The sequence below is a fragment of the Burkholderia cenocepacia genome, assembly GCF_900446215.1.
Classification (GTDB): Bacteria; Pseudomonadota; Gammaproteobacteria; order Burkholderiales; family Burkholderiaceae; genus Burkholderia; species Burkholderia cenocepacia.
Genome location: NZ_UAQZ01000001.1, coordinates 1739527 through 1756297, shown reverse-complemented (window position 1 = coordinate 1756297; position 16771 = coordinate 1739527). Strand labels below are relative to the sequence as shown.

12 protein-coding genes are annotated in these 16771 nt (G+C 69.3%); 5 read left to right on the top strand and 7 right to left on the bottom strand.

The features are described 5' to 3' along the window. Nucleotides 1-37 precede the first annotated feature (37 nt). On the bottom strand, nucleotides 38-1240 hold the full coding sequence (locus tag DTA15_RS08205; RefSeq protein ID WP_006488787.1) for an MFS transporter: 1203 nt from the start codon (nucleotides 1238-1240) through the stop codon (nucleotides 38-40). A gap of 70 nt (nucleotides 1241-1310) precedes the next feature. On the opposite strand from DTA15_RS08205, the gene DTA15_RS08200 reads away from it, so the two are divergent. Next, nucleotides 1311-2360 carry an AraC family transcriptional regulator gene (locus tag DTA15_RS08200; RefSeq protein WP_006488753.1) on the top strand — a complete coding sequence of 350 codons (1050 nt, stop codon included), beginning with the start codon at nucleotides 1311-1313 and terminating at the stop codon, nucleotides 2358-2360. Nucleotides 2361-2390: 30 nt separating this feature from the next. Here DTA15_RS08200 and DTA15_RS08195 read toward each other — a convergent pair whose 3' ends face one another. Both DTA15_RS08195 and DTA15_RS08190 read right to left on the bottom strand, forming a co-directional pair. Further along, entirely contained in the window at nucleotides 2391-2588 is a 198-nt protein-coding gene (locus DTA15_RS08195) for a hypothetical protein (RefSeq protein WP_006488792.1), read from the bottom strand. A gap of 35 nt (nucleotides 2589-2623) precedes the next feature. Next, complete coding sequence (locus DTA15_RS08190; RefSeq protein WP_012493129.1) at nucleotides 2624-4540, bottom strand: transglutaminase family protein; 1917 nt, start codon at nucleotides 4538-4540, stop codon at nucleotides 2624-2626. 179 nt (nucleotides 4541-4719) lie between these two features. Here DTA15_RS08190 and DTA15_RS08185 point away from each other — a divergent pair, with 179 nt between their 5' ends. Together DTA15_RS08185 and DTA15_RS08180 are read left to right on the top strand one after the other, a co-directional pair. Further along, the gene (locus DTA15_RS08185; RefSeq protein ID WP_006492577.1) at nucleotides 4720-4965 is read left to right on the top strand and encodes a hypothetical protein; all 246 of its coding nucleotides are present in this window, start codon (nucleotides 4720-4722) and stop codon (nucleotides 4963-4965) included. A 266-nt stretch (nucleotides 4966-5231) separates the two neighbouring features. Further along, nucleotides 5232-6095, top strand: coding sequence for a crotonase/enoyl-CoA hydratase family protein (locus DTA15_RS08180; protein ID WP_006488766.1), 864 nt, complete (start codon nucleotides 5232-5234; stop codon nucleotides 6093-6095). Between the two features lie 48 nt (nucleotides 6096-6143). On the opposite strand, the gene pdeR is transcribed toward DTA15_RS08180, so the two are convergent. The 4 genes from pdeR to DTA15_RS08160 all read right to left on the bottom strand — a co-directional run bounded on the left by pdeR (nucleotide 6144) and on the right by DTA15_RS08160 (nucleotide 14638). Then, nucleotides 6144-8147, bottom strand: a complete 2004-nt coding sequence (gene pdeR / locus DTA15_RS08175; protein WP_006488779.1) for a cyclic di-GMP phosphodiesterase — start codon at nucleotides 8145-8147, stop codon at nucleotides 6144-6146. A 568-nt stretch (nucleotides 8148-8715) separates the two neighbouring features. Continuing rightward, nucleotides 8716-12354: a hydantoinase B/oxoprolinase family protein gene (locus DTA15_RS08170; protein WP_012493128.1), complete on the bottom strand. Its 3639-nt coding sequence runs from the start codon at nucleotides 12352-12354 to the stop codon at nucleotides 8716-8718. A gap of 128 nt (nucleotides 12355-12482) precedes the next feature. After that, nucleotides 12483-13781, bottom strand: a complete 1299-nt coding sequence (locus DTA15_RS08165; RefSeq protein ID WP_006484334.1) for an MFS transporter — start codon at nucleotides 13779-13781, stop codon at nucleotides 12483-12485. 83 nt (nucleotides 13782-13864) lie between these two features. Beyond that, nucleotides 13865-14638, bottom strand: a complete 774-nt coding sequence (locus DTA15_RS08160; protein WP_006484320.1) for a putative hydro-lyase — start codon at nucleotides 14636-14638, stop codon at nucleotides 13865-13867. A 206-nt stretch (nucleotides 14639-14844) separates the two neighbouring features. Here DTA15_RS08160 and DTA15_RS08150 point away from each other — a divergent pair, with 206 nt between their 5' ends. Then, nucleotides 14845-15777, top strand: a complete 933-nt coding sequence (locus DTA15_RS08150; RefSeq protein WP_006484336.1) for a LysR family transcriptional regulator — start codon at nucleotides 14845-14847, stop codon at nucleotides 15775-15777. A 154-nt stretch (nucleotides 15778-15931) separates the two neighbouring features. Further along, nucleotides 15932-16762, top strand: coding sequence for a hypothetical protein (locus DTA15_RS08145; RefSeq protein ID WP_006484335.1), 831 nt, complete (start codon nucleotides 15932-15934; stop codon nucleotides 16760-16762). Nucleotides 16763-16771: the final 9 nt, after the last annotated feature.

Here is a 16771-nt window from a genome sequence, read left to right as displayed (position 1 = left end):
CCGGCGGCGGCCCGTACCGCGCGGGCCGCCGGGCCGGTCAGGACGCGACCACGCCCACCCGCTTCGGCACGCCGGTCACGATCGTCGCGACCGCCACCGCCAGCACGATCGCCGCGCCGACGAACACGCCTGCCGCGCCGTTCGCGTCGAACACGACGCCGCCGGCGGCCGCGCCCGTCGCGATCGCGAGCTGGATCGCCGCGACGATCAGCCCGCCCGCGCTCTCCGCTTCGTCGGGCACGGTGCGCGTGACCCACGTCGACCACGCGACCGGCACGCCGCCGAACGCCATTCCCCACAACGCGACCAGCACCGCGTCGATCATCGGCGCGCGGCCGAGCACGACGAGCGCGATGCCGAGCACGACCATCAGCGCCGGCATGCCGATCAGCATCGGCCGCAGCCGGTGTTCGAGCACGCGGCCCGCGAGCGACGTGCCGACGAAGTTCGCGATGCCGTAGCCGAGCAGGATCGCCGACAGCCCGTTCACGCCGACGCCCGCGACCTGTTCGAGGAACGGCCGCAGATACGTGAAGAACGCGAAATGGCCGGTGAACACGAGGATCGTCGCGAACATCCCGAGGCCGACGGTCGGCCGGCGCAGCACGTCGATCAGCGTGCGCAGCCGCGTCGTGCCGCTCGGCGGCATCGACGGCAGCGTGAGAAGCTGCGACACGAACGCGAGGCCGCCGAGCACGGCCGCGATCAGGAACACGTTGCGCCAGCCGATCAGGTGACCGAAGTAGCTGCCCATCGGCGCGGACGCGATGGTCGCGACCGCCACGCCGCTGAAGATGATCGACAGCGCGCGCGGCACCATCGCCGTCGGCACGAGCCGCATCGCGGTGGCGGTCGCCATCGTCCAGAAGCCGCCGAGCGCGATGCCGAGCACGACGCGGCCGATCAGCAGCACGCCCAGGTTCGGCGCGAACGCGACGGCGAGATTCGATGCGACGAGCAGCACCGAGAACACCAGCAGCACGCGCCGCCGGTCGATCGTGCGCGTGAGCGCCGAGATCAGCAGGCTCGTGACGAGCGCGACCGTGGCGGTGGCCGTGACGGCCTGTCCGGCCACGCCTTCGGTCACGCCGAGGCTCTCGGCCATCGGCGTGAGCAGGCTCGCCGGCAGGAATTCGGCCGTGACGAGCCCGAACACGCCGAGCGCCATCGCGAATACCGCGCCCCAGGCCGGTTCGCGGGGGGCCGCCGTCGAGGCGGCCGAGGAGATTCCGGGATTCATGCGAGGTTCCGTGTCGGTTAGGGAAAGTACTGATGAGGGCGTATCGTAAGGAACGGCGGCAGGACGGTCTATGACATACAATCCGTTCTTGTTGATCGAACGTCCATATCTCGATATGTCCGAGCCCCTTCTGCCCCCGATTTCCGACACGCACGACCTCGTCAGCGAGCTGCTGCTGGGGATGCGCCTGAGCGGCGTCCAGTACCGCCGCATCCAGGTCGCGCGGCCGTTCGGACTGAGTTTCGGCCACGGGACGGGCCGCGCGCAGTTCCATTTCATCGTGCGCGGACCTGTGCTGCTGCGCGACGCGACGGGCGAGACGATGCGGCTCGAGGCCGGCGACGCGATCCTGTTGCCGCACGGCGGCATGCACGCACTGGTGTCCGATCCGGATGTGCCGTGCCGCGAGATCGACGGCTTCGAGGTCGCGAAGATCTGCGATACGGTCGCGTCGGTGGCGTCGGCCGGCGTGTCGCCCACGAGCTGCGCGACGAAGGAACCCGGCGCCGGCGATGCGCTGATCTTCAGCGCGTGCATGGAACTCGACCTCGGCGGCATGCAGCCGCTGGTCGGCACGATGCCCGCGTTCATGCACGTGGGCACGCTGCTCGCGCGCTACCCGGAAATCCGCCCGATGCTCGATGCGATGGAGCGCGAGGCGTGCACGGCGCGCGCGGGCTTCGCGGGCATCCTCGCGCGGCTCGCGGACGTGGTCGCGGCGTTCATCGTGCGCGGCTGGGTCGAGTGCGGATGCGGCGATGCGACCGGCTGGGTGCAGGCGCTGCGCGAGCCGAAGCTCGGCCGCGCGATCGTCGCGCTGCATCGCGACCCGGGCCGCAACTGGAGCGTCGCGGAGCTTGCGGCCGAAGCGGGCGTGTCGCGCTCGGTGTTCGCCGAGCGCTTCCTCGCGGCCACCGGGATGACGCCCGTGCGTTACCTGACCGAGCTGCGGATGCGGCTCGCCGCGCAGTGGATCGCGCGCGACCGCGAGACGATCGAAGCGGTCGCGTACCGGCTCGGCTACGGTTCGCTCGCCGCGTTCAGCCGGGCGTTCAAGCGCGTGGTCGGCAAGCCGCCGGGCGCCGTGCGCGCGGACGGCGACGTGCCCGCCGAAGCGTAACGTGCGGCGACGGCGACGGCCTGCCGCGCGTCACTTCAACGCATCGAGCCTGTCGACCAGCGCCGTGGCGCACTGCACGGCGAGCGCCGCGCACTGCTGCGCATCCACGGCTGCGCCGTTCGTGACGGCGCCCTGCACGATCCGGCCCAGCAATTCCTTCGAGAGTTCGGCGATCTCGCGATCCCGCTCCGTCATGATGTCCTCCTGCGCGTCGGCAATTGCGGTCATTCGCCGCTTCGGAGCGAATGCCGTGCCCGCGCCGCTCAACGCTGCTTCGCCCGCACGACGATCTGCGCCTGTGTGTCGCGCTCGATGCGCTCGAGCGACGCGCGCAGCGCGGCAAACTCGTCCGGCGTGCAGACCTGCCGGCCGAAATCCGCCTTCATCCGCCGCGTGACCTGCACGACGCGCGCGGCCGCATCGAACACGTAATGCGACGTGAAGTCGACGAACCGGTCGTGCACGGCCGTATCGGCCGGCAGGTCGGTCACGGCGACGCCCGCCGGCAGCGCGATCTGGCCGGTCTCGTCGAACGTGCCGCCGACGCAGCCCCACGGCTGCGTGCGCACCGGCTCGGCCAGCCAGGCCTCGACCTGCGTCGCGATACCGCCCGTGAGGCTCGACAGCGCGGGCAACGCGGTCGTGCCGTCCGGCCACACGAAATGATCGAGCGTGCCGGTCACGGTCACGTCGAACGGGCCGTCGGACACGCGCCGGTCGCCGGTCGACAGTTGCGCGCGGCCGCGCAGGCCGCTTTGCCGCAGGCGCTCGTTCGCCAGTTGTTCGATGCGCTCGCGCGACGCGCGGCGAAACAGCGTGCGCTCGAGTTCGGCCGTCCAGCCGTCGTCCTCGACATACGCCTGAACACGCGCGGCGCCGGGCTGCGCGGCATCGATCGCGATGCGCGCGGTGCGGCCGCGCGGCTGCGTGGCCGGCGTGCGCGACAGCACGCCCGTATCGACCAGCAGCGCCGGGCGATCCATCACGATCGGCGGCAGGTAGCCGAATGCGATGCCGGCCGTCGTCGTGTCCGCGTAGAGGCCGAGATCGGGCAGCCACGTGATCGCATGATTGATCGCGCCGGCGCCGTAGCCGGGGACGGACGGCAGCGTGTACACCGAGCCGAGGTTGATCAGCACCGGTTCGCTGCGAATGCCGACCGCCGCGAGCAACGCGCCGAACAGCGCGACGTGGTCCTTGCAGTCGCCGTAGCGGTTGCGCAGGATGTCGGTCACGCGATGCGGCGCGGCGGCCGTTTCGCCGAGAAACAGCCCGACGTAGCGCACGTTCGCCTGCACCCAGTCGTACAGGATGCGCGCCTTGTCGCGTGGCTCGGCGGCACCTGCCGTGAGCGCGCGCGCCAGTTGCACGACGGCCGGATCGTTCGCGCCCGGGTCGACGGCCGCGTTGCGGTAGCGCGCGGCGAACGCCGCGTAGTCGGGCAGCGTCGACACGACGAGCCGGTCGCCGTAGGTCGGATAGCCGACCGCGCCGCTCTCGATGCGATCGTACGCGCCGTGCCGGTAGTCGAATTCGTAACGCGTGCGACCGTTCGCCGTGACCGGCGGCAGCGCGACGTAGCCGCGCGCATCCGCGTACAGCGGCATGTCGGCCGGCACGTCGAAAATCAGCCGCTGGCTGTCGACCGGCTCGCGTGACGGCTCGACGGTGTAGCCGAAGTAGCCGCGATTGACCGGCTTCGTGCGGGTCTTGCGGAACGCGACGCGCGTGCTCGACCCGGCTTCGACGCCGGGAAACACGACGGTGCGCAGCAGCCCGTCCTGGAACGTCGGCGCGCCGGCCGAACGCGGCTCCTGCACGTCGCGGATGCCGTCCGCGCCGACCGGATGCGCGACGCCGTCGCGGTCGATCGTCTCGGCCGCGAGCAGTTCCACCTTCTCGAGATGCTTGTCGAACCACACGTAGCGCTGCGCGACCGCGTCGATCCCGTTTGCGTCGTTCGCGCGCAGTGTCGAATCGTCGTGCTCGTCGAGCGAACCGTCGTGCTGGATCACGAATTCGTGGACGTCGCTGACGAGCGTGACGGGCGCCGTCTCGCCCGCGTCGCGAGCATCCGGCGTGTCATGTGAGTCGGGCGTGTCGGCCACGGCCATACCTGTGCCGAACGCCACGGCGCACGCAAGCAGGCAGCCGGTCCATCGGGAATAAAAACGCACCACGTCGAAGCTCTCCGCGCGTTCGTTGCCGGGCGTCAGCGCCGCGCGCCGGAGCGGGAGTCGTACCGCATGACGCGCGCATGACGGGCCGCTCGCGCGCACTCGCACGCGGGGCCGTCGTGCGGCCCAGTGTGGGCGACGGGCCGGCAAGCGTCAAGCCGCGCCAGCGGGAAGGAGATCTCATGCCGATCGGTAACGCTTGCGCAACCGGTGACCGCGTGATGGCGTTCGCGTGGCTGCGTGTGGTCCTGTTCGGCACGCTGCCAACGGTGCTGCATCCCGAACGGCGGCATCCGAAGCCGATCGACGCCGAGCGGCCATGCGCGCCGCGCGCGCCCTCTCGCTCGCGACGAGACGAATCGCCCCCACGCCGGTCGACCCGATCCGCAACAGCGGATCGGCGTCCTGACGTCGCTTTCAGCGCGTAAGCGACCGGCGACGCCGGCGCGCCCGCTCCACTCGAGTCCCCTCCCCCACCGACCTCAACCCCTCGTCCCGCCCTCCGTCGTCACCCGCCCTTTCGCCCGAACGCAAGCCGCACGGGTTTTCCGTTCGTGCGTTGTTCCCCGCAATTCGACTTTTGTGCGCGCGCAACAATGGCGATGCCTCGCGCCAGGCGCCCCGGCGGGCAACCCGATACCCGCATGGCGCATGGCGCGACGGTCTTTAAAACCACATCTCACGAGGACATACCATGCAACTCCAATCCCATCCGGCGTGCCGGCCGTTTTACGAAGCCGGCGAACTCTCGCAACTGACGGCCTTCTACGAAGAAGGCCGTAACGTCATGTGGATGATGCTGCGATCGGAGCCGCGGCCGTGTTTCAACCAGCAACTCGTCACCGACATCATCCATCTCGCGCGCGTCGCACGCGACTCGGGCCTCACGTTCGACTTCTGGGTGACGGGCTCGCTCGTCCCCGAGCTGTTCAACGTCGGCGGCGACCTGAGTTTCTTCGTCGACGCGATCCGCAGCGGCCGGCGCGACCAGCTGATGGCCTATGCGCGCTCGTGCATCGACGGCGTGTACGAGATCTACACGGGCTTCGGCACCGGCGCGATCTCGATCGCGATGGTCGAGGGCAGCGCGCTCGGCGGCGGCTTCGAGGCCGCGCTCGCGCATCACTACGTGCTCGCGCAGAAGGGCGTGAAACTCGGGTTCCCCGAGATCGCGTTCAACCTGTTCCCGGGCATGGGCGGCTATTCGCTGGTCGCGCGCAAGGCGAACCGCGGCCTCGCGGAATCGCTGATCGCGACCGGCGAAGCGCATGCGGCAGAGTGGTACGAAGACTGCGGGCTGATCGACGAGACGTTCGACGCCGGTGACGCGTATCTCGCGACGCGCACCTTCATCGACGTGACGAAGCCCAAGCTGAACGGCATCCGTGCGATGCTGCGCGCCCGCGAACGCGTGTTCCAGCTGTCGCGCTCGGAGCTGATGGACATCACGGAAGCGTGGGTCCATGCGGCGTTCACGATCGAGCCGAAGGACCTCGCGTACATGGAACGCCTGGTGATGCTGCAGAACCGGCGCGTGTCGAAGCTGCGCACGGTGTAATGCGACGGGCGCCGCCGACGGCCGGCGGCGCCTTGTCCGGAACGACGCTCAGGCGATCAGCCTGAGCTTTCTCGTCTCCGCGAGCCACGCCTCGAACGCCTGCGCCGGCATCGGCCGCGCGTAGTAGTAGCCCTGCGCGTGATCGACGTCGAGCTGCTTGAGGAATTCGGCTTCCGCATGCGTTTCGACGCCTTCGGCGACCACCGCGAAATTCAGCGCCTTCGCGAGCGACACGACCGAGCGCACCAGCGCCTGCGAGCGCGGATTGCGGTCGATCGCCGTGATGAAGGTGCGGTCGAGCTTGATCGCGTCGAGCGGCAGCCGCGACAACTGCGACAGCGACGAATAGCCGGTGCCGAAATCGTCGAGATGGATCTCCGCGCCGAGCTGGCGGAACTGCCGCATCAGCCCGATGGCCGCGTCCTCGTCCTCGATGAAGCAGCTCTCGGTCAGCTCGATGTCGAGCAGGCCGGGCTTGAGCCCCGCGCCGTCGAGAATCGACGCGAACTGATGCACGATGTTCATGTCCTGCAACTGCCGCGCGGACACGTTCACCGCGATCCGGATGCCGAGCCCCTTCGCCTTCCACGCGGCGGCCTGCGCGGCTGCCGTGCGCATCACCCAGCGTCCGAGCGGCGCGATCAGCCCCGACTCTTCCGCGAAACGGATGAACTCGACCGGCGCGACGAGCCCGCGATCGGGCGACTGCCAGCGGATCAGCGCCTCGACGCCGTGCACGTCGCCCGTCGCGATATCGACGACCGGCTGGTAATGCAGCACGAACTGCTCTTCCTCGAGCGCCTTGCGCAGGTTCGTGTCGAGCCACATGTACTTCGCGACCTTCTGGTTCATCTCCAGCGAGAACACGCGATACGTATGCTTGCCCTCTTCCTTCGCGACGTACATCGCGGTATCGGCGCTGCGGATCAGCGTCTCGAGCGAATCGCCGTGCTGCGGATGCATCGCGATGCCGATCGAGCAGCTCGTGTAGACCTCCATCAGCCCGAGATGGATCGGCGTGCGCAGCCGCTCGAGGATGATCTGCGCGGTCGCTTCGAGCAGCGGGCGCGTGCCCTGTTCGAACAGCACGAGGAATTCGTCGCCGCCGAGCCGCGCGAGCGTCGCGCCGGACGGCAGGCAGCCGCTGATGATCGCCGACACGTCCTGCAGCAGGCGGTCGCCGGTGATGTGCCCGTAGTGATCGTTGACGCGCTTGAAGTTGTCGAGATCGAGGAACAGGATGCCGACCTGCCCGCGCGTCTGCTCGCTCTCCGCGGCGATCGCCGCGTGGATGCGCTCGCTGATCGCATGGCGGTTCGGCAGCCCGGTGAGCACGTCGGTGTTCGCGAGCTCGGTGAGCCGCTGCTGCGCGTTGCGCTCCTCGGTGATGTCGATGCCCGAGCAGATCAGGTACTGCTCGTCGACGCCGCTGCCGCTCTGCACGAACTTGTTGCGGAACTGGAACAGGCGCGGCCCGTTGACCGTGTTGATGTAGCGCTCGACCGCGAACGACTGGTTGCTCGCGAAAAAGCCCGTGATGTTGCTGCGCGACTGCGCGCCCTGCTCGGGGCTCATGAACAGCTCGAACGCGCTGCGGCCGATCACGTCGACCTCGCGCTTGCCCGTCACTTCCTCGCACAGGCGGTTGAAGCGCTGCACCATCCCGTTGCGGTCGAGGATCACGACGAGCGAATTCACTTCGGACACGACCTGCTCGGCGAACGCGAGCCCGTGCGACAGGTCGCCGGCGACGGATTCGGTATCGGAATAGGCGGACGCCGTGCCGGCCCAGTCGACCGTATTGACCTTCCTGCCGACGAGATGGAGGCTGACCGGGTTGCCAAACAGCAAGATGTCGAGCACGAGGTGCGACGTGACGCCGGTCAGCGCGCGGATGCGCGCGGCCTGCTCGACCGTCAGCGCGATCGCGACGTTGGTCAGGCCGCGGACCGCGGCCAGTTCGAGCGCGTTGCTGTCGCTGCCGAGACGCCAGCAGGGGCTGCGCGTACCGACGTGCGCCTCGAGCACCGCGCTATCGTTTTCGTCATCCATGGACACGCCCCGATCCAGAAAAAACGCACAGTGTAGTCGGAGGCGAGTGGGCCGACCGCCTTCCCGGGCCGCGCCGTGCGCGTGCCCGGCAGGGCAGCCGTGATTGCCGTGACAGCGGGCCTCGTCCCGTCCTTGTTTCCAGCTAATGCGACCGGCGTTCGCGCGTGACGCGCAGGTTCTGCCTTACGAATGATGAGAGCCATCTTATCAAATGACGATGAGGATTGGCACTCACATTTAGAGCAGAGTGTCAAGGAATCGGGACTCGATTGGCAAGCCGGATTTTTCATGATTGGCAGCATGCGACGGAGCGGATGACACGCGGCGAATCAGGGCCGGCGAGACGGCCCAGAATCCCAGTCTGGCGGGCATTTGCGGCCGATTCATGGATAAGGGGACGGATCTTCGGGGCGGCCGTCGCGGCAGGGTCGAATCACATGCCGCCATCCGGTTTTCCGCCATTTTTGATTCCGTTCGCGCGTGAATGCGCGGCTTTATTCCACAGTTCGTTGCAATAGTCTCCCCGCGCTCGGCGCGGGACGTCCGCGCCGGGCACCGGGTACGCGGCTCAGCCGGCCGCGCCGTAACCGCCGCCGCCCGGCGTTTCGACGACGAACACGTCGCCCGGCGCCATCTGCGCGCGACCGATGTGATCGAGCACCTCGACCGTGCCGTCCGCCCGCTCGATCGTGTTGCGGCCGAGCGCGCCGGCTTCGCCGCCCGCCGCGCCGAACGGCGCGTGGATCCGGTTGTTCGACAGGATCGACGCGGTCATCGGCTCCAGGAAGCGGATCCGTCGCACTGCGCCGTCGCCGCCGCGCCAGCGCCCGCCACCGCCCGAGCCGGCGCGGATCCGGTGCGAATCGAGCCGCACCGGATAGCGCCATTCGAGCACCTCCGGATCGGTGAGCCGCGAGTTCGTCATGTGCGTCTGCACCGCGCCGACGCCCGCGAAGCCGTTGCCCGCGCCGCTGCCGCCGGCGATCGTCTCGTAGTACTGGTACTGATGGTTACCGAATGTGAAGTTGTTCATCGTTCCCTGGCTCGACGCGACGCAGCCGAGCGCGCCGTACAGCGCGTTGGTGATCGCCGACGACGTCTCGACGTTGCCCGACACGACGGCCGCCGGATACTCGGGATTGAGCATCGAGCGGGCCGGCACGATCACGGTCAGCGGCTTCAGGCAGCCGGCGTTCAGCGGAATGTCGTCGCCGACCAGCGTGCGGAACACGTACAGCACCGCGGCCATGCAGACGGCCTTCGGCGCGTTGAAATTGTTGCCGAGCTGCGCGGACGTGCCGGTGAAATCGATCTCCGCACGCCGCGCCGCGCGATCGACGCGGATCGCGACGCGAATCTCCGCGCCGTTGTCGAGCGGATAGCGGTACGCGCCGTCCTGCAGCGCGCCGATCACGCGCCGCACCGCTTCTTCCGCGTTGTCCTGCACGTGCCCCATGAACGCGAGCACGACGTCGCGGCCGAACTGCGCGACCATCCGGCGCAGTTCGTCGACGCCCTTCTGGTTCGCGGCGACCTGCGCGCGCAGGTCGGCCATGTTCTGCTCGACGTTGCGCGCCGGGTAGCGGCCGGATGCCAGCAGCGCGCGCGTCTCGGCGTCGCGCAGCACGCCGGCCGACACGAGCTGCCAGTTGTCGATCAGCACGCCTTCCTCGTCGATATGGGTCGAATCGGGCGGCATCGAGCCCGGCGTCGTGCCGCCGATGTCCGCGTGGTGGCCACGCGAGCCGACGTAGAACAGCGGCGCGTCCGAGCCGTCCGCGAACACCGGCGTGATGACCGTCACGTCCGGCAGGTGCGTGCCGCCGTGATACGGGTCGTTCAGCATGAACACGTCGCCGTCGCGCATGCGGCCGCGGTTGCGCTCGATCACCGTGCGGATGCTTTCGCCCATCGAGCCGAGGTGCACGGGCATGTGCGGCGCGTTCGCGATCAGGTTGCCGTCGCCGTCGAAGATCGCGCACGAGAAGTCGAGCCGCTCCTTGATGTTCACCGAGTACGCGGTGTTCTGCAGCCGCAGCCCCATCTGCTCGGCGATCGACATGAACAGGTTGTTGAAGATCTCGAGCCGCACCGGGTCGGCGTCGGTGCCGAGCGAGCGGCGCGTCGGCAGCGGCGTCGTGCGCGTCAGCACGAGGTTGCCCTGCGCGGTCATCGCGGCGCGCCAGCCGGGCTCGACGACGGTCGTGCCGTTCTGCTCCGCGACGATCGCCGGGCCGTCGATCGCGTCGCCGGCGCGCAGCGTGTCGCGCACGACCAGCGCCGCGTCGTGCCACCGGCCGCCGGAATAAAAGCGCGCGGCCGCGTGCGCTTGCGGCGCCGCGCCAGCCTCGCGCGGCGCGAGCGGCGCGACGTCGACCGGCGCGTCCGAGCGGCCGATCGCCTCGACCGACGCCAGTTCGGCCACCAGCGGCGTGCCGGGCATCAGGAATGCGTAGCGCTGCCGGTACGCGGCCTCGAACGCCTGCTGCATCGCGGCGACGCTGCCGGCCGGAACGTCGAGCGCCGAATCGGTGCCCTGGTAGCGCAGGTGCACGCGCCGCTCGGTCGCGATCCGCTCCGGCGCCACGCCCTGTTCGAGCAGTGCGCCGATGGCCTCGTCGGCGAGCCGGTCGAGCGCCGCGTTCAGCGCCGGCAGCGATGCGTCGGACAACACGGCTTCCACCGCGCGCTCGCGCATCGCGGTCTGGTCGGCCAGCCCCATCCCGTATGCGGACAGCACGCCCGCGAGCGGATGCGCGAACACCTGCGTCATCCCGAGCGCATCGGCCACGCCGCACGCGTGCTGGCCGCCCGCGCCGCCGAACGTCGTCAGCACGTAGCGCGACACGTCGTGGCCGCGCTGCACGGAAATCTTCTTGATCGCGTTCGCCATGCTGCCGATCGCGATTTCCAGGAAGCCTTCGGCGAGCGCCTCGGGCGTCTCGCGCCGGCCGGTCGCCGCGTGGATTTCATCGGCGAGCGCCGCGAACTTCGCGACCACGCCGTCGCGGTCGAGCGGCTGGTCCGCATGCGGGCCGAACACGCGCGGGAAATGATCGGGCTGGATCTTGCCGAGCATCACGTTGCAGTCGGTCACCGTCAGCGGGCCGCCGCGCCGGTACGCGGCCGGCCCCGGGTTCGCGCCGGCCGATTCGGGGCCGACGCGCAGCCGCGCGCCGTCGAAGCCGAGCACCGAGCCGCCGCCGGCCGCGACCGTGTGGATGCTCATCATCGGCGCGCGCATCCGCACGCCGGCCACCTGCGTCTCGAACTCGCGCTCGAATTCGCCGTTGTAGTGGGACACGTCGGTCGACGTGCCGCCCATGTCGAAACCGATCACCTGCTCGAAGCCGGCCGCGCGCGCCGCGCGCACCATCCCGACGATGCCGCCGGCCGGGCCCGACAGGATCGCGTCCTTGCCCTGGAACGCATCGGCGCGCGTGAGGCCGCCGCTGCTCTGCATGAACTGCAGGTTCACGCCCGGCATCTCGTGCGCGACCTGCTCGACGTAGCGGCGCAGGATCGGCGACAGGTACGCGTCGACCACGGTCGTATCGCCGCGCGACACCATCTTCATCAGCGGCGACACCTCGTGCGACACCGACACCTGCGTGAAGCCGATGCGGCGCGCGAGCTCGGCCAGCATCCGTTCGTGCGCGGTATGGCGGTAGCCGTGGATCAGCACGATCGCGAGCGCACGCACGCCACTGTCGAACACGCGGCGCAACGACGCTTCGGCACCCTGAACATCGAGCGGCACGACCACGTCGCCATGCGCGCCGACGCGTTCGTCGATCTCGACGACCGTCTCGTACAGCGCGTCGGGCAGCACGATGTCGAGATCGAACAGGCGCGGCCGGTTCTGGTACGCGATGCGCAGCACGTCGCGAAAGCCGCGCGTCGTGGCCAGCGCGGTGCGCTCGCCCTTGCGTTCGAGCAGCGCGTTGGTCGCGACCGTCGTGCCCATCTTCACCATGTCGACCTGCGCGGGCGTGATCGGCTCGCCGGCCGCGAGGCCGAGCAGGTGGCGGATGCCGGCCACGGCCGCGTCGCGGTACTGCTCGGGGTTCTCCGACAGCAGCTTGTGCGTGACGAGCGTGCCGTCGGGCCGCCGCGCGACGATGTCGGTGAACGTGCCGCCGCGGTCGATCCAGAATTGCCAGCGCGCGGCGTCGGAGGGAACGGAGGAAAGGTGTCGGTCAGTCATGGTGTCGGTCGATGCGTCGTTGAATCGAGGGACGAACGCCGCCGCACGGCGCGCGTCGCGCGCCGTGTCACGGGGTCGATGAAGAGGGAAGAAACACGCGGGGCGGGCCGCCCCGCCGCTGCCGTCGGTCAGGCGGCGTCGAGTTCGCGGCCGCGGGTCTCGGGCAGCGTCAGCGCGGCGACGATCACCACGCCGTAGGCGGCGACCGCGAAGATGCCGATGCTCATGCCGAGCCCGTATTGCTTGGACAGCGCGCCGATCAGGAACGGGAACAGCGCACCGATCGCGCGGCCCACGTTGTAGCAGAAACCCTGGCCGGAGCCGCGCACGCGGGTCGGGAACAGCTCGGTGAGGAACGCGCCCATCCCCGAGAAGATGCCCGATGCGAAGAAGCCGAGCGGAAAGCCGAGCCACAGCATCGACGCGTTGGTCAGGTTCAGCGACGTGTACGCGAAGGCGATCACCATCGAGCCGACCGCGAACAGGATGAAGTTCGGCTTGCGGCCGAGGCGGTCGGTCAGGTACGCGCTCGTCAGGTAGCCGACCCACGAGCCGAAGATGATCATCGCGAGATAGCCGCCGGTACCCATCACCGTGAGGTGCCGTTCGGTCTTCAGGAACGTCGGCAGCCACGTCGTGATCGCGTAGTAGCCGCCCTGCGCGCCGGTCGTCAGCAATGCCGCGCGCAGCGTCGTCGTGATCAGCTTCGGCGCGAAGATCTCGGTAAGGCGCGGCGCGTCGGCCACCTTCGCCTGCGCGGCCTTCTCCTTCTCGTAGACGTCCGGCTCCTTCACGTAGCGGCGGATCGCGACGACCAGCAGCGCGGGCGCGAGCCCGACCAGGAACAGCGCGCGCCACGCCTGCTCGGCCGGCAGCACCGAGAACAGCAGCGCATACAGCAGCGCGCACAGCCCCCAGCCGATCGCCCAGCCCGACTGCACGAGGCCGACCGCCCTGCCGCGGTCGCGCGCGCGGATCACTTCGCCGATCAGCACCGCGCCGGCCGTCCATTCGCCGCCGAAGCCGAAGCCCATCAGCGCGCGCGCCGCGACCAGCTGGTGGTAGTTCTGCGCGAGCCCGCACAGCGCGGTGAACACCGCGAACCACAGCACCGTCAGTTGCAGCGTGCGCACGCGGCCGATCCGGTCGGACAGGATGCCGGCGATCCAGCCGCCGAGCGCCGACGCGAGCAGCGTGATCGTGCCGATGAAGCCCGCGTCGGCGAGCGAGATGCCCCAGGTCGCGACGAGCGTCGGGATCACGAACGACAGCATCTGCGTGTCCATCCCGTCGAGCATGTAGCCGACCTTGCAGCTCCAGAATGCGCGGCGCTCGCGCGGCTGCGCATCCGCGTACCACGAGAACAGGCCGCTGCGCTCGCGGCTCGCGGGCTCGGCGGCGGGCGCCGCGAGGGTCTTGCTTTCCATGGTGGTGCTCCTGTCGTGATGCGCCGTCAAATGGCTTGTGGTGCGGTATGTCGCGGTATGTCCCGTACGGGGTGGCCGGCCGGTCAGAACACGGCCAGCGATGCGTTCGTGATGTCGGTCATCAGCATGTGGCCGGGCGTATGCGCGATCGCGATCGGCAGCTTCGCGTCCATCAGCGCGGTTTGCGGCGTCACGCCGCACGCCCAGAACACCGGCAGCTCGCCGTCGCGGATCGTCACCGCGTCGCCGAATTCGGGCGCGTTCAGATCGTCGATGCCCAGTTCCCGCGGGTGGCCGATATGGATCGGCGCGCCGTGCACGCCCGGGAACCGGCTCGTGATCTGCACCGCGCGGATCGCGTCGGCGCCGCGCAGCGGCCGCATCGACACGACCAGCTGGCCGCCGAAGATCCCCGCGCGGCGGTTCGCGATCGACGTGCGGTACATCGGCACGTTGCGCCCCTCCTCGACGTGGCGCAGCCCGATCCCTTCGCGGGCCAGCATGTCCTCGAACGAGAACGAGCAGCCGATCGCAAATACGACGAAATCGTCTTGCCACAGCGCTTCGAGCGACTCGACGCGCTCGGTCAGCCGGCCGTCCCTGTATACGTTGTAGCTCGGCACGTCGGTGCGAATGTCGAGATCCTCGCCGAGCGCGGCGATCCGGAACGCGCCCGGTTCGCCGACGCCCAGCAGCGGGCAGGCCTTCGGGTTCGCCTGGCAGAAGCGCAGGAAATCGTGCGCGTATGCGTCGGGCAGGATCGCCAGGTTCGCCTGGGCAAACGGGCCGCAATGGCCGGCGGTCGGGCCGCGGAACGCGCCGCGGCGTACGGACTGGCGGAATTCGGAAGGCGTCATGATGGTCGGTCGCAGATCGGGATGGCGTGGGGATGACGGTGGTGTGTCATCGGATATGGCGAAGAATAGAAAGGAAAAAATTTTGTCGCCAACGAGTTTTTTTGCGCCCGTTGTATAGAATTTCTTAACGGATCTGCGGGTTTTCCCCGGTCCCGTTCACTTTTCGTCGCCGGCAAGCTGCGCATCCACTGCCTCGCCCGACCGCCATGAACACACGTTTTCTCGAAACCTTCGTCACGCTCGCGAAGCTGCGCAACTTCCGCACGACCGCGGCGGCGCTGCATGCGACGCCGGCCGCGATCTCGCAGCGCCTGAAGGCGCTCGAGGACGAACTGCAGACGGTACTCGTCGATCGCGACAGCCGCGCGTTCCGGCTCACGCCGAACGGCGAATACCTGCTCGGCTATGCGAAAGCCGTGGTCGAGGCGACGCAGGAACTGCAGGCCGCCGCGTCCGGCGAAAGCGCGCTGCGCGGCAAGCTGCGGCTCGGCGTGATCGAGACGGTCGTGCACAGCTGGCTGCCGCACTACATGCGGCGCCTCGCGGCCGACTATCCGCAGCTCGAGATCGACCTGACCGTCGACGTCAGCGTCGTGCTGCAGCGCCGGCTGATGGCGGGAGAACTCGACCTGATCATCCGCGTGGAAGGCAGCGACGAAGCGTCGGTCGTGTGCGACGCGCTCGCGAACTACCCGGTACGCTGGATCGCCCGCGCCGGGCTGCTGCCGAACACGCGCACCGGCCTCGCGCGGCAGGTGCTGCGCCAGCCGATCCTCACCTACGGGCGCGGCACCGCGCCCCATCGCGCGCTGGAAGACATCGTCCGCACGCTCGCGCACGCGCATGGCGTGCCGCTGTCGGAGACGCGCATCACCGGATCGCCGTCGATCTCGGTGATCGTGCAGTTGGTGCGCGACGGTTTCGGCGTCGCCGCGATTCCGGTGCTGTTCGTCGATGCGCTGATCGAGCGCGGCGAAGTCGTCGAGTTGCCGCTGCAGCCGTCGCCGCCGTCGATCGTCGTGTCGATGTCGCGGCGGGCCGACGCGCCCAGGTTCGTGCACGGTGCGTCGATCGCCGCGCGCGCGGCATGTCACGAGTATTGCGAGAAGAGCACGCGGTTGCTGGTCGAAGCGCTGTGACGGCGCAGCGGTGGACCACGCACGTTCGACATCGCCGCGCGAATCGCCCACAATCGCGTTCGGCGCGTCGCCACGTCGGCCCGCGCATCGTGAATGACGGCCCGGCCATCCGCCATTCGTCGCTTCGCATGATCGTGCACAACGAGAAGGCAACATGCAGATTCGCTCCGCTTCGCCCCGCCTGAACCTCGCGCGTGTCGTGATCGTCGCGTCGTACATCGCGTCGCTGCTGCTGCCCGTCGCGGCCGAACCGCCGAATGCGGCCGGCGCGGTGAGCTGGTGGCACGGCTACACGGTGCTCGTCGTCGCGCTGCTCAGGCCGAGCCGTACAGTGTCCGCACTGCTGGCCGGGGTCGTGGTCTTTGCGCTCGGGTGGCATACGATCCCGACCGATGCGAACTACGAAACGATCCGCACGTTCGGAGCCGGGTACTACTTATGGATCGCGGCGATGGTGGGCGCCGCCGCGCCGCCGTGGATCGACGGGCGCGAACGGCAGGATGGCGTGGCGCCGAGCGTTGCGGCCGGTGCCGCGGGTGGGGCCGCGCCGACCGGCACTGGCACTGGCACTGGCGCAGTTGCCGGCAGCACGGCCCGATCGAATGCCGCGCGATCGTCGACCCGACAAAACGGCTGGGCCGTAACGGCAACCGACACGCGCATCGAAGCGACCGACGGCACCGGGGCGATGCGCGGCATCGCGCTGTCCGACCTCGGCGCGATCGTGATCGAGACCAACGACCAGGGGCCGTTCGCGTCGGATGTCTGGTGGATTCTGTTCGAGACGAACAGGCAATTCGCCTGCGCCTTCCCGCAGGATGCAGAAGGCGCGAAGGCGGCGATCGACCGGCTGCTCGACCTGCCCGGCATCGATCACCGCAAGGTCATCGACGCGCAGACGTCAATCCAGAACGCGACGTTCCCGATCTGGGAGCGCAGGACGAGCGAGCCGGCCGCGCCGGGAGAAGCCGGCGCAGCGGCCTGACCGGCAACG